We start from the raw sequence: 12,283 nt of genomic DNA, 5'->3' as shown, positions 1-12,283 counted from the left end.
ATGCAGAACTACGGTATGACCCACTTGTGGGCTCAAGGAGATTTCGTGACGCGGAGCATCGCGCTCACGCTGCTGATCATGTCGGTGCTCTCGTGGAGCGTGATCGTCGTGAAGGGTTGGCATGTCCTGCGCCTCAAACGCCTCACGAAGCACGCCGAGCACGCGTTCTGGCATGCGGACGACATGGCCGACGGCATGCGCAAGCTCGGCCATGGCGCGCCCGACGACAACCCGTTCCTCGCGCTCGCGCGCGCGGGCCAGCAAGCCGCCGAACATCATCACCAGACGCAGCCGCAGTTGCACGACCGCATGGACGTGTCGGATTGGATCACGCGCTGCCTGAAGGACACGATGGACGACTCGGTTGCGAAGATGCAAAGTGGCCTCGCGGTCCTCGCCTCGATCGGCAGCACGGCGCCCTTCGTCGGCCTGTTCGGCACGGTGTGGGGCATCTATCACGCGCTGCTTACCATCGGCGCAACCGGCCAGACCTCGATCGACGCCGTGGCCGGCCCGGTGGGCGAAGCGCTCATCATGACGGCATTCGGCCTTTTCGTGGCCATTCCGGCCGTGCTCGGCTACAACGCGCTCACACGCGCCAACAAGGCGACCGTCACGAAGCTCAACCGCTTCGCGCACGGTCTGCATGCCTTCTTCGTGACCGGCGCGCGCCTTGCTTCCACCCAGGGCACGCTGCGCGTCGCGGCGCGCGCGCACTGAAGCGGAGGCGCACCGTGGCGATGAGCCCCTTTTCCAGCGAAGAAGACGATGGTCTGATGAACGAGATCAACATGACGCCGCTCGTCGACGTGATGCTGGTCTTGCTGATCGTCTTCATGGTGACGATTCCCGTGATCCGTCACGCCGTGAAGATCGACCTGCCGCATGCGAGCAGCCAGAAAGAGGACAGCAAACCCGCGCAGGTCGACGTGTCGATCGAAGCGGACGGCACTGTGCTGTGGGACGGCGCCGCCGTGGACGAGCAAGCGCTGCAGGCGAAGATTGCCGCCGCCTCGCAAGCCTCGCCCCAACCCGAGTTGCATCTGAACGCGGACCGCAAGGTCGCCTACGAAAAGGTCGCGCAGGTCATGTCGGCGGCACAGCGCGGCGGCCTCACGAAGCTGGGCTTCGTGACCGCTCCAACACGTCACTGAGGAAGCATCATGTTCAATTGGCTTCGTATTGCACGCAGGACATCGCGCGCGCAATCATTCATCCCGGCCCTCGTGGCCGCCTCGTTTCTTGGCACGGCCCTGCTTGCGGGCTGCGATCAAAAGCCCGTGCTGTCGTTCCAGAACCTCGACATCACCGGCAACCGGCAATTCGCCGATCACTTCGACCTTCCGGACACGAATGGCCAGATGCGCACGCTTGCCGATTATCACGGCAAGATCGTGGTGCTGGTCTTCGGCTATACGCACTGCCCGGATGTCTGCCCGACCACGCTTGCCGAATTGTCCCAGGCCTTGCAGCAACTCGGGCCGCAAGACGCACAACGCGTGCAGGTGCTGTTCGTCACCCTCGACCCGGCGCGCGATACGCCATCGGTACTCGCGCAATACGCCGCCGCCTTCAATCCGTCGTTCCGCGCCCTGCGCCCGGCCGATGCGGCTCAGCTCAAGCAGATGGCCACGGGCTTTCATCTGGTCTACGAAAAGGTACCGGGCTCGACCCCGGACAATTACACGATGAACCACACCGCCGCGAGTCTCGTGTTCGACACGACCGGCAAGCTGCGGCTCTATGCCCGCGACGGACAAGGCACCACGCCCTGGGTTCACGACCTGCGCGAATTGCTGGGCGCGAGCTGAGATGGCGCCCATTACCCCTCTTCCGAACTGTGATCACCGTACCGAATCGGGTTCTGCAACTCGTCCGGCGTCAATCGAAACCATGGCCGCCGGGCGATATTCTTCTCAACGTCAAACAGGAGCTCCTCTCATGCGCCGCACCCTCTGCCGTATTGCCTTCGCGTTGCCCCTCGTTGCCGCCGCGCTGCCTGCCTTCGCCGCCCCCGGCTCGATGATGGTGTCCGACTGCTGGATTCGCTCGATGCCCGGCGACACGCCCTCGGGCGGCTACTTCAAGCTCATGAACATGAGCGACAAGCCCATCGATCTCGTGGGCGTGAGCACGGACGCGTTCGGCATGTCCATGCTGCACCAGACCCAAAGCAATGGCAGCACCTCGACGATGGTCATGGTGGACAAGGCGAGCGTGCCTGCCAACGGCACGCTCGCCTTCGCGCCGGGCGGCTATCACGTGATGTTCGAAAAGGCGAAGAAGCCGCTCACGGTCGGCTCGTCGATTCCCGTCACCTTCAAGTTCAGCGACGGGGAAAGCGTCGAGGCGCAGTGCGCCGTGAAGAACGCGGCGGGCAAGTAACCGCGCCCTGTCCGGCCGCGCGAAGGTGCGCTGCCGGATGCATCATGGACCCGCTATCCGGCTCCGGCAGTCGGTGCCGTGTGGCCAAGCACAGCCGCGAGCGTGAGCACCGCGAACATGACCGCGGCTTCCATCACCAGCGCCCGGTTGAAGCGGTGCTGCACGACGTGATAGTCCGGATCGTCGCGGTGCGCGCGCGCACGCAAATCGGGCAGGACGACCAGGCGATTCCAGCCGCCCAGCAGGATTGCGGCCATGACGCAGGTGAGCTTGGCCGCGAGCAGCCGCCCCCAGTTCATGTCGAGCAGCGGCGCGCCCGCGTGTGCGGTGTCCTGCAAGACGTTGTAGAACCCCGTACCGAGCACGACCACCAGCGCGGATGTCGCAAGATGGGACAGCGCCGAGCAAAACGCCGTGCGTTGTTCCGGCGAGACGTCTGAGCCACGCAAGCGCCCTTTCAGCAGAACCGCTGCCGCGATCACGCTGCCCGCCCAGAGCGCCGTGGCGAGCAGATGGACCACATGATTGGCCTCACGCCACGAGAAGTCACCCGCGTCGGCTGCGTGGCTGGCCGCCGCCTTGCCCGCCACCCACAAGAAAAGACCCGCGGCGAACACCGGCGAGCCGCGCCGGCCGAACCCGCCGCCCAACGCCGCGAGCAGTGCGCCCGCGAAGCCGACCGACCATGCCACGCCGAAGTGAGACTGCGTCAACACAGCCACGACGGCCGGAGCCGCTTCGGCGAGCGGCGAGCCGCTCATGACCGCCGCCTGTAGCCAAAGATAGGCGAGCGCCGAGCATGCCAGTGCCGCGGTGAGGCCTGCGCGCCACACGCGCTGCGCACCATGCTCGATCAGCCCGCTGCGCGTCTGCATCACGCCGCATGCGAACAAGCCCATTGCAGCCGCGAACAGCAGGTTCTGAACGGCAGCCAGCGCGATCTGGGCGGTGACGAGCGGGTCCACCGTCACTTCACCGTGAAGGTGTAGTGTCCCTGCGTGCGGTGCCCGTCGTCGGCGACGGCCACCCACGCAACCGTATAGACACCGGGCGCAAGGGCACTGAGGCCGACTGACATGTGCTTCTTGTTCGACGGATCGACCACGGCCTTGCCGCTCGTGACGGCCTTGCCTTGCGCGTCGGTGACGGTAATCGAGCTGAATGCGGGCTCGAGCGCATCGTCGAAGTCGATTGCGACGTCCTTCTGTGTGGTCGGGACCGTAGCGCCCGCTGAGGGCGCCTGGTGGGTGGGATAGGCATGCGCATGCGCGAGCTGGCAGGCGGCGATGAAGAGCGCGCCAATGGCGGCACGCGTGCAGGTGTGGAGTTTCATGAGCGGTCTCCTTAGATCAGAAAAGGGGCTTGCCGAGCGAGTTCGGGAAAATGTCGTCAAAGTACAGGTGCGCGTCGAACAGGACGCCCACATGATTGCCGGTCAGGTGATTGACCGGAATCTGCGCCTCGACGCCAAACTGGCCGTAACGGTTCAGCCAGAGTACGCCAGGGTTGATCGTGCCAGTGGTCTGCCCCGCGCACGCCCCGGCCGTGCAGGTGCTCATCGGTGCTTCGACGACGAGGAACAGGTTGCTGAACGGCTGCGGCAAGCCGAGATCCTTCACCTGGTTTTGCAGGTACGGAATGCTGTACTGCAACGTCAGCCCCCAGCCAAACGAGTTGGGTCCGTTTTCCGAGGTCGCGGTGGTCAGGTTCGGACCGAGCTGTGCGGTGATGGCGAACGGCCGCAGGTAACCGAGCGAGGCCGGCAGGTCGCCGAAGCCCTTGCCGAAGTAAACGCTCGGCGTGAAGGTCGAATACGAGTTGGCGATCGACTTGGCGCCGGTGCCGCCGATCTCGCTGAGCAGCCCGATCGACGCCATGAATTCGTGCTCGGCGTTCGCGTAAATCATGTACTTCACGCCGAGCGTGATGTTGTCCCAGCCTTTGGCCGAATTGCCGTTCGGCGCATTCTGGCTCACGTAGTCGCCCGCCACGCTGAACGCAAGGTTCTTCGTGATGAGCTTGTCCCATTCATACGAAACCGTGTTGACGTTCATGTCGTCGCCGTTATCGTCGGGCGACTTGATGTGACCGAACTGCGTATCGAATTCGTCACCGACTCCGGGGTCGTCTACGGTCAGTGTAGCGGGAAACACCCGGTCGCCAACCACGGCGTGTGCCGACGCCGCCGAAGTGTGAGTGAAGGCGGCAAGCGCTGCCGTTGCGAGGAACGCGGCGCGCGCAGGCAACGCCGTCCGCTTGATAAGGGTGCGCATGTTGATTTTCTCCAATTGTCGTTCGATACCGTCGCGCAAATGCACGACAAACGGCCACTTGCGGGATGCGCAAAGCGGCAGTTTTCAAGCTTTAGTTTCAGAACAAGACTCAGAAGAAAACGGGGGGCGCACGCGGTTGCGCCGCAGTATGGACACGGATAGCGCGAACGAGCCTCGACGCCACAGCGAGCGCCATCGGTGTGGCCAGCAACGGCGTGGCCAACACGACGGCCTGGCCTGGCAACACCGGCGCATGGGCGAGCAGACTGCAATAGGGGCAGGCCTGCCAGTGCGCCTTCGCCGAATGCGCGGGCTGGCCATCATGCGCCGCCGACGTGATTTCACCCTCTGCGGAGCAATACGTCGCCAGCGCGTTGCCGAGCCGGTGATGCGACGCGAGCACCTGCGACACCATCGGCGCGAGCGCCACCATCAGGATTGCAAGCAATCCCAACAGGCTGCCGAGTCGTTGGAGGCGAACGCGGTACATGGCGCGCGTGGCTTGAATTTGAATGGGAGAGACAGGAGGACGAATTATGCCACGCACCGCGTTGCACCGATCGTCCAAATCCAGCGTATGGCCGCCCCGCAACAGAAAGCAATTTGAAAGAATTGCCCGTCGCCGCTCCCCGCAAAGAGTCGACTTTTCGGAAAAGGCGGGGTATAAGCACTTCGGGCCATGCCCAGACACGGACACAGCGGGAAGCCGGTGAGATTCCGGCGCGGTCGCGCCACTGTATCGGGGAGGCCATGTTGGCCCTGTTCCCGGAGTCAGACCTCGCGGTGTCGTTATCCTCATTTCGATGCGGAACGCGCAATTTCCGGGAGATCCTCAATGCTTGACCACCTCACCCAGATTTTCAACGACTCGGATTCACGGGTCCGCAGCAAATTGTTCGGCATCTATGGCGTGCTTGTCGCCATCAACGTCTTCGCGTGGGTGTGGGCGCTCGTTGCCTTTCACCAATACCCGCTGCTGCTTGGGACCGCCATGCTCGCCTATGGCTTTGGGCTGCGTCACGCTGTCGACGCCGACCACATTGCCGCGATCGACAATGTGACGCGCAAGCTGATGCAGGAAAAGAAGCGCCCCGTTGCCGTGGGTTTCTTCTTCTCGCTCGGTCATTCCACCGTGGTCGTCCTTGCATCGATCGCGGTTGCCCTGGCCACTTCAGCGATCCAGGGGCGCTTTGACAACTTCAAGGAAGTCGGCGGACTGATCGGCACACTCGTCTCGTCGTTTTTCCTCTTTGCGCTGGCGCTCATGAACTTCCTGATCCTGCGCGGCATCTATCGCGCCTGGAAGCATGTGCGCAGCGGCGGCGCGTACGTCGATGACGACTTCGACATGCTGCTTGCCAACCGCGGCTTCATTGCACGGCTGTTTCGCCCGCTCTTTCGCCTCGTGACGCGCAGCTGGCACATGTATCCGATCGGTTTCCTGTTCGGCCTCGGCTTCGACACGGCCACGGAAATCAGCCTGCTCGGCATCGCCGCGACGCAGGCGGCAAAAGGCCTCTCAGCCTGGTCCATCATGGTCTTTCCCGTGCTGTTCAGTGCAGGCATGTCGCTCGTCGACACCCTCGACGGCCATCTCATGCTGGGCGCCTATGGCTGGGCGTACCAGAAGCCGCTGCGCAAGATTTACTACAACATGACCATCACGCTCGTCTCGATCCTGGTCGCTGTCGTGATCGGGGGTATCGAGGCGCTCGGCCTCCTCGCGGACAAGCTCGAACTGAAGGGCCCAATATGGGACGCCATTGGCTCGCTCAACGATAACTTCGGAATGCTTGGCTATATCATCATTGGCATCTTCGTGCTTAGCTGGGTTGTCTCACTGCTGATTTATCGCGTAAAACGTCTCGACGAGGTGCAGACGCGCGCGCAGACGTAACAAACTTCGAACCCAACTACTACGGCCTGTTTGAAAGCGTGAAGGCAACGAAGATGCGCCGCTGGAGCTACGACGCGCGGATCTGCTGACACAGGTTGCCGCCGACGCCATGGCGTGGGCGGCACGAAGGCGTCATCTGGACGGCCTCCCGTTTCACGGGATCTTCAGATTCCGGATTTTTCCGATCGGGGGGGAAGCTGTGTGTTATGCAGTCGCTGGCGTGCCGATGCCTGCCCCAGTTTCATGGACGGTTTCCTGGGCCCCAAAGGGGCTCTCCCGCACGCTCATTTGAGCTTGTTTTAACGATACCCGCCTGGATTGAAGGTGTTGCAGTCTCTCGGCTGTACGCCCATTCCACGATTCGAGCCGGGCCCTCAGCAGAGCCTCCCGGACGACTGGCCCGGCGGGTTCCTCTGCCCTTGTCACGGCTCGACGTATGACCTCGCCGGGCGCGTTTTCAAGGACAAACCGGCGCCACAGAACCTGGACGTGCCACGCTTCATGTTCGCATCATCCACACGCCTGGTCATCGGAGCGGACGAGCATGGGGAGGCTTGAACGGGGGACCGGCTGGCACCGCACCTCCTTGACAATGACGGTTGCACGACCACGCGACCGCGGCTATATTTTATGTCACATAGTGACCTTTTCCCGGTTTATCGTCGCATTACAAGAACAATGCAAACGGTCAGGGGTGACTGAAAGCAAGGAGCTCGGCATGAGTACCCCCTCAAGCCTGACCCTCGAAGGCAAACTCCGGCGCGATGCCGGGATCGTAGGGCTATTGTTTGCCAGCACGACCAGCATGATCGGCTCGGGCTGGCTGTTCGGCGCGTATCACGCCTCCCGTATCGCAGGACCGCTCAGTATCGGCAGCTGGGTACTTGGCGCGGTCATCATCATGCTGATCGCGCTGTGTTTTGCCGAGCTCGCCGCGCTCTTTCCACGCAGCGGCGCACTCGTGCACATGAGTCACGCGAGCCACGGCGAAGGGCTCGGGCGCATCTGGTGCTGGCTGCTCTTTCTCGCCTACGTGCCGGTGCCGGCGGTTGAGGCGGAAGCCATCGTCACCTACGCGAACAACTATTTGCCCTGGTTCATCCGCCCGGGCAGCGCCGGGCTCCTCACGATGACAGGATTCGTCGCCTGCGCCGTGCTGCTCGGCGTCACGGCACTGCTCAACCTGATGGTGGTACGCTGGCTCCTCAACGTGAACTCGACCATCACCTGGTGGAAGGTGCTGGTGCCGCTCGTCACGATCGTCGGGCTCATGACGGCCAGCACCCACTGGAGCGTCATGCACGCCGCGCCCGACAGCTACAGGCTCTCCGGCATGTTCACGGCGCTGCCAGCCGCCGGCATCGTCTTCAGCTATCTCGGCTTTCGGACAGCCATCGACCTGGGCGGCGAAAGCGCCAACCCGCACCGCAATATCCCGCTCGCCGTGATCGGCGCGGTGGTGCTGGCCGCGGTCATCTATATCCTGCTTCAGGTCGCGTTCATCATGGCGCTCGCGCCCGCCGATCTCGCGCACGGCTGGGCACAGTTGAGCTTCAAGGGCGAGATGGGGCCGTTCGCCGGGCTCGCCGCCACGCTCGGGCTCGGCTGGATGGCGACGCTGCTCTATATCGACGCCTACGTGTCACCAGGCGGTACTGGCCTCATGTACGTGACCGGTGGCTCGCGCATCCTCTTTGCAGCAGGCGAAATGAACGCGGGACCGCGCGCGCTCACGCGCCTGAACCGCAACAAGATTCCCTGGGTCTCCGTACTGGCGATGTGGGTGGTCGGCGTACTGTTTCTGCTGCCCTTCCCCGCCTGGCAGCAGATGGTGAGTTACATCACCTCGGTCACGGTCCTGACCTACGGTCTCGGCCCCATCGCCCTCATGGTCCTGCGGCGCAACCTGCCGGACCTCAAGCGGCCGTTCCGCATGAGCGGCGCAGGTATCGTCGCACCACTCGCCTTTATCTGCAGCAATCTCATCATCTACTGGACGGGGTTCAAGACCAACAATTTCCTGTTCTCGCTGGTGGCGATCGGCTTCATCCTGTATGCGGTCCACCATTACTTCGTGGCACGCCGCAGCATGCAGGACTTCGGCTGGCGTCACATTGCGTGGCTGCTGCCATGGTTTGGCGGGCTGTGGCTGCTGTCGTGGCTCGGTGGCATCGGCGGCGGCCGCGACGTCATCCCCTTTGGCTGGGACATTCTGCTGGTCACCCTCTGGAGCATCGTGGTGCTGGCGCTCGCCCTGCGCAGCGCACTCAGCGGTGACGAGACATCGGACATGATGGCGCGCATGAACAGCACCAGCTAGCAGCAACGGCGAGGCAACTCCGGTACGGCAACGGATGGCACCCAGGAGCGTATGGCCATGAGCGATGGGACGGAGGATCAGAAGAGCGACAAGGCAGCGCGGCAAGCCGTGCCGGTGGCGGCGGGCCGCGCGTTGCCGACCAGCCCGCCCGATGACGACGCACAGCCGGTCGGCCTCTATCAGCTCTGTTTTCATGCGTTCCTTGTTGGCATCGTCACCGGCCTCGGAGCCGTCGTATTTCGCGGCCTGATTGGTGCCGTCCACAACGCCTTCTTTCTCGGCCACCTGTCGTTCTCCTATGACGCGAGCCGGTTCACGCCCGCTGCGCCATGGGGTGCATGGGTCATCCTCGTGCCAGTGGCCGGTGGTCTCGTCGTCACCTGGCTCGTCAGCACCTTCGCGCCCGAGGCGAAGGGCCACGGCGTGCCGGAAGTCATGGACGCGATCTACTTCAGGCGCGGCGTGATCCGTCCGGTCGTAGCCGTCGTGAAGTCGCTGGCATCGGCATTTGCGATCGGCACCGGCGCCGCCGTCGGGCGGGAAGGGCCGATCATCCAGATCGGTTCGGCACTGGGCTCGACACTCGGCCAGGCGATTCCGATGGCCGCCGGCCAGCGCATCACGCTGGTGGCGGCCGGCGCGGGAGCCGGGATCGCGGCCACCTTCAATACCCCCATCGGCGGCGTGCTGTTCGCAACGGAATTGATGATGCCGGAGATCAGCGTCAGCACGTTTTTGCCCGTTGCCCTTGCGACGGGAACCGCCACTTTCGTCGGACGGCTCTTCTTCGGCGTCGAACCGGCATTCCTGGTGCCCGCGCAACTGGGCGCGCTGCCCAATCAGCCAGGCAGCGCGCTCACGATGATGCTGTACGCGGTACTCGGGGCGATCACCGGGGTCGCTGCGGCGTTGCTGATACGCGCGCTGCACTGGGCTGAAGACGGCTTTGACCGTATCCGCAATCGCTATGGGCGCCATGCGCTCGGCATGCTGCTCGTCGGCACGTTGATGTACGCGCTGATGCGCCACGCAGGGCACTATTATGTCGAGGGCGTCGGCTACGCGACGATCCAGGCGACGCTCTACGGACAGTTGCAGGGTGGCCTCTTTCTGCTCGTTCTCGCTCTGGCGAAGACGCTGGCGACTTCGGTCAGTCTTGGCTCGGGCTCGTCCGGTGGCGTGTTTTCCCCTTCGCTGTTCATTGGTGCGACGCTCGGCGCGGCGCTCGCCTCGGCGTTGCAGCTCATTCTGCCAGGCATACCAGTCAGCGCCCCGGCGTTCGCCATGGTGGGCATGGGCGCCATGGTCGGCGGCGCTACCGGCGCCGCCATGACGGCGGTGGCGATGATCTTCGAGATGACGCGCGACTATGACATCGTTCTGCCGATGATCATTGCCGTCGCGTTCAGCCTCGGCACGCGCCGTCTGCTTTCGCACGAGAGCATCTACACCCTCAAGCTCGCGCGCCGCGGTCACGTGATTCCCAATGCCCTGCACGCCAACATGTTTCTCGTACAAAGCGCTGCGCAGGTCATGGAAACCGATGTCCTCGTACTCGATGCCGACGTGCCATTCCGCGATCTCCTTCGCTCGCCCGGCGACCCGGCATTTCGGCATGTGGTCGTCACGCGCAAAGGCAGGATTCATGGCGTACTTCGCATCAATACCGGCTTGCGGCGCGCGGTCAGCAGCGACGATTCGTCGGTCACGCTCGGCCGGCTTGCACAGCACAACTACATTGTCGTCGCCGAGTCCGATGCCGCGTTCGACGTCATCAGCCGGTTGCGGCAGCAACGGGCAACGATGGCGGTCGTCGTCACGAACGATCAAATGGGACCGCTACGGGTCAGCGGCGTCATCGCCAAGGAACATATTGCCGACGCGGTCGCGAGCAGCATCGGCATTTTCCCTGCCCGAGCGTACAACAGCACGCGCGGTTCGCAGGGCATCCGCGGCCCGGCGCAACGCAATGTGGCGGAGCGCGCAGCATCCGGGGAGGACCGTCATGAAACTGAAAACTGAATGGCGCGCCGTCCGCAGGCGTATCGAGGCGGCATTGCATGCTCCGGAACAACATGATGCGGCGGGCGTCGTTGGCCCCATGGAGGACAACCGCGAGTGGGTCGTGGTCTATCGGACTGCAGAGGGCTTCTGCTGCATGTACCGGGGGCTGCCCGTCGATTTCGAGGATATGCTGGACGTCCAGACGTGGGCGGAAGAAATGGACGTACGCACGTACTTCATGGGATTGTAAATCTGGGGCACGCGACGGTGCCCATCCGACAGTCATGCCCGTGCTACTGGCGATACACCAGATCGGCGCGCCGGTTCTGGGCCCATGAAGCCTCGTCGTGGCCAAGGGCAATGGGCTTTGGGTCGTGGCAGCGGATTCCCGTTGACGGTCCCGCACGCAGCCGGGCAATCGGTCGAGATCGCTTGTCAGGGTCGGCAATTTAAGTTTGCCTTAAGTATTCCGGCCTAAATTAGTCAAAATGTCATGCCGTGATCATTTATTGCAGCGCGCTTTCAGTGCGCGACGCGGGATCGCATGACACCGTTGCATCCTCAGCTTGCCGGACTGAATACGTCCGGTTGCCGCCGGCCGCGCCGGCGGCGACTCCCCTGACCCAGCCTGAGCGCTGGGTTTTTTTTCAGTTGATCCACATGCACGCCTCCTCAACGAAGTCGACTCCTTCCTCACGCATGAGCGCGCCTGAGTTGCGCGCGACCGTGTCGCTCGCCGCGATCTTCGCGCTGCGCATGCTGGGCCTCTTCATGATCATGCCGGTGTTTTCGGTCTATGCGAAAACCATCCCCGGCGGCGACAACGTGCTGCTCGTCGGCATCGCGCTCGGCGCCTACGGCGTCACCCAGTCGCTCCTCTACATTTTCTACGGCTGGCTCTCCGACAAGATGGGCCGCAAGCCCGTGATCGCCACCGGCCTTGTGATCTTCGCGATCGGCAGCTTCGTGGCGGCCGGTGCGCACGACATCACCTGGATCATCGTCGGCCGGGTGATCCAGGGCATGGGCGCGGTGTCCTCGGCCGTGCTCGCATTTATCGCCGACCTCACCTCCGAAGCGCACCGCACCAAGGCCATGGCGATGGTGGGCGGTTCGATCGGCATGTCCTTCGCGGTGGCCATCGTGGGCGCGCCCATCGTGTTCCACTGGCTGGGCATGAGCGGTCTGTTCGCGCTCGTCGGCGTGTTCTCGATTCTCGCTGTGGGCGTCGTGCTGTGGATCGTGCCCGATGCGCCCAAGCCCGTGCACGTACGCGCTCCATTCGCCGAAGTCCTGCACAACGTCGAGCTGCTGCGCCTGAACTTCGGCGTGCTCGTGCTGCACGCCACGCAGACCGCGCTCTTTCTGGTCGTGCCGCGCCTGCTCGTGGATGCGGGCCTGCCT

General features: G+C 63.6%; 13 protein-coding genes, 2 pseudogenes and 1 riboswitch. Of the genes and pseudogenes, 10 read left to right on the top strand and 5 right to left on the bottom strand.

Annotation, left to right across the window (positions count from 1 at the left end):
- The 4 genes from BO1_RS17570 to BO1_RS17555 all read left to right on the top strand — a co-directional run bounded on the left by BO1_RS17570 (nt 1) and on the right by BO1_RS17555 (nt 2,385).
- Nucleotides 1–720: a MotA/TolQ/ExbB proton channel family protein gene (locus BO1_RS17570; protein ID WP_028218681.1), complete on the top strand. Its 720-nt coding sequence runs from the start codon at nt 1–3 to the stop codon at nt 718–720.
- A 14-nt stretch (nt 721–734) separates the two neighbouring features.
- Nucleotides 735–1,154: an ExbD/TolR family protein gene (locus BO1_RS17565; protein WP_028218680.1), complete on the top strand. Its 420-nt coding sequence runs from the start codon at nt 735–737 to the stop codon at nt 1,152–1,154.
- A gap of 9 nt (nt 1,155–1,163) precedes the next feature.
- Nucleotides 1,164–1,811 (top strand): SCO family protein, encoded by a 648-nt coding sequence (locus BO1_RS17560; RefSeq protein ID WP_028218679.1) that lies wholly within the window; start codon nt 1,164–1,166, stop codon nt 1,809–1,811.
- A 130-nt stretch (nt 1,812–1,941) separates the two neighbouring features.
- Nucleotides 1,942–2,385 (top strand): copper chaperone PCu(A)C, encoded by a 444-nt coding sequence (locus BO1_RS17555; protein ID WP_028218678.1) that lies wholly within the window; start codon nt 1,942–1,944, stop codon nt 2,383–2,385.
- 53 nt (nt 2,386–2,438) lie between these two features.
- Here BO1_RS17555 and BO1_RS51465 read toward each other — a convergent pair whose 3' ends face one another.
- From BO1_RS51465 to BO1_RS17535, 4 genes are all read right to left on the bottom strand, one after another.
- The gene (locus tag BO1_RS51465) at nt 2,439–3,350 is read right to left on the bottom strand and encodes a CopD family protein (protein WP_156992304.1); all 912 of its coding nucleotides are present in this window, start codon (nt 3,348–3,350) and stop codon (nt 2,439–2,441) included.
- A 2-nt stretch (nt 3,351–3,352) separates the two neighbouring features.
- Nucleotides 3,353–3,718, bottom strand: coding sequence for a copper resistance CopC family protein (locus BO1_RS17545; protein WP_028218677.1), 366 nt, complete (start codon nt 3,716–3,718; stop codon nt 3,353–3,355).
- A gap of 16 nt (nt 3,719–3,734) precedes the next feature.
- Nucleotides 3,735–4,658 carry a hypothetical protein gene (locus BO1_RS17540; protein ID WP_028218676.1) on the bottom strand — a complete coding sequence of 308 codons (924 nt, stop codon included), beginning with the start codon at nt 4,656–4,658 and terminating at the stop codon, nt 3,735–3,737.
- Between the two features lie 109 nt (nt 4,659–4,767).
- Nucleotides 4,768–5,148 carry a DUF2946 domain-containing protein gene (locus tag BO1_RS17535; protein WP_028218675.1) on the bottom strand — a complete coding sequence of 127 codons (381 nt, stop codon included), beginning with the start codon at nt 5,146–5,148 and terminating at the stop codon, nt 4,768–4,770.
- A 166-nt stretch (nt 5,149–5,314) separates the two neighbouring features.
- A riboswitch (cobalamin riboswitch) is annotated at nt 5,315–5,457 on the top strand.
- Between the two features lie 36 nt (nt 5,458–5,493).
- On the opposite strand from BO1_RS17535, the gene BO1_RS17530 reads away from it, so the two are divergent.
- From BO1_RS17530 to BO1_RS17510, 5 genes and pseudogenes are all read left to right on the top strand, one after another.
- On the top strand, nt 5,494–6,555 hold the full coding sequence (locus BO1_RS17530) for a HoxN/HupN/NixA family nickel/cobalt transporter (protein WP_028218674.1): 1,062 nt from the start codon (nt 5,494–5,496) through the stop codon (nt 6,553–6,555).
- Between the two features lie 330 nt (nt 6,556–6,885).
- Nucleotides 6,886–7,113 (top strand): annotated as a pseudogene (locus BO1_RS17525) (ubiquinol-cytochrome c reductase iron-sulfur subunit); the annotation flags it as partial.
- A gap of 160 nt (nt 7,114–7,273) precedes the next feature.
- Nucleotides 7,274–8,875: an APC family permease gene (locus BO1_RS17520; protein ID WP_028218672.1), complete on the top strand. Its 1,602-nt coding sequence runs from the start codon at nt 7,274–7,276 to the stop codon at nt 8,873–8,875.
- Nucleotides 8,876–8,932: 57 nt separating this feature from the next.
- Nucleotides 8,933–10,897: a chloride channel protein gene (locus BO1_RS51460; protein ID WP_084688025.1), complete on the top strand. Its 1,965-nt coding sequence runs from the start codon at nt 8,933–8,935 to the stop codon at nt 10,895–10,897.
- Nucleotides 10,881–11,129, top strand: a complete 249-nt coding sequence (locus BO1_RS17510) for a hypothetical protein (protein WP_028218671.1) — start codon at nt 10,881–10,883, stop codon at nt 11,127–11,129. The genes BO1_RS51460 and BO1_RS17510 overlap by 17 nt, the downstream gene beginning before the upstream one ends.
- A gap of 43 nt (nt 11,130–11,172) precedes the next feature.
- Here the strand turns inward: BO1_RS17510 and BO1_RS59225 are convergent.
- A pseudogene (locus BO1_RS59225) lies at nt 11,173–11,247 on the bottom strand (peptidoglycan-associated lipoprotein); the annotation flags it as partial.
- 331 nt (nt 11,248–11,578) lie between these two features.
- Between BO1_RS59225 and BO1_RS17505 the strand changes: the two are divergent.
- The coding region (locus tag BO1_RS17505; protein WP_028218670.1) for an MFS transporter at nt 11,579–12,283 on the top strand (705 nt) is incomplete at its 3' end.

This window comes from Paraburkholderia oxyphila NBRC 105797, from assembly GCF_000685075.1.
GTDB lineage: Bacteria > Pseudomonadota > Gammaproteobacteria > Burkholderiales > Burkholderiaceae > Paraburkholderia > Paraburkholderia oxyphila.
The sequence above is the reverse complement of the archived record's forward strand: the minus strand, read 5'-3'. Positions and strand labels throughout refer to the sequence as shown.

Coding starts and splice junctions, on each gene's coding strand:
- BO1_RS17570 (WP_028218681.1), top strand. CDS start 1: ATGCAGAACTACGGTATGACCCACTTGTGGGCTCAAGGAGATTTCGTG.
- BO1_RS17560 (WP_028218679.1), top strand. CDS start 1,164: ATGTTCAATTGGCTTCGTATTGCACGCAGGACATCGCGCGCGCAATCA.
- BO1_RS17555 (WP_028218678.1), top strand. CDS start 1,942: ATGCGCCGCACCCTCTGCCGTATTGCCTTCGCGTTGCCCCTCGTTGCC.
- BO1_RS17545 (WP_028218677.1), bottom strand. CDS start 3,718: ATGAAACTCCACACCTGCACGCGTGCCGCCATTGGCGCGCTCTTCATC.
- BO1_RS17540 (WP_028218676.1), bottom strand. CDS start 4,658: ATGCGCACCCTTATCAAGCGGACGGCGTTGCCTGCGCGCGCCGCGTTC.
- BO1_RS17535 (WP_028218675.1), bottom strand. CDS start 5,148: ATGTACCGCGTTCGCCTCCAACGACTCGGCAGCCTGTTGGGATTGCTT.
- BO1_RS17530 (WP_028218674.1), top strand. CDS start 5,494: ATGCTTGACCACCTCACCCAGATTTTCAACGACTCGGATTCACGGGTC.
- BO1_RS17520 (WP_028218672.1), top strand. CDS start 7,274: ATGAGTACCCCCTCAAGCCTGACCCTCGAAGGCAAACTCCGGCGCGAT.
- BO1_RS51460 (WP_084688025.1), top strand. CDS start 8,933: ATGAGCGATGGGACGGAGGATCAGAAGAGCGACAAGGCAGCGCGGCAA.
- BO1_RS17510 (WP_028218671.1), top strand. CDS start 10,881: ATGAAACTGAAAACTGAATGGCGCGCCGTCCGCAGGCGTATCGAGGCG.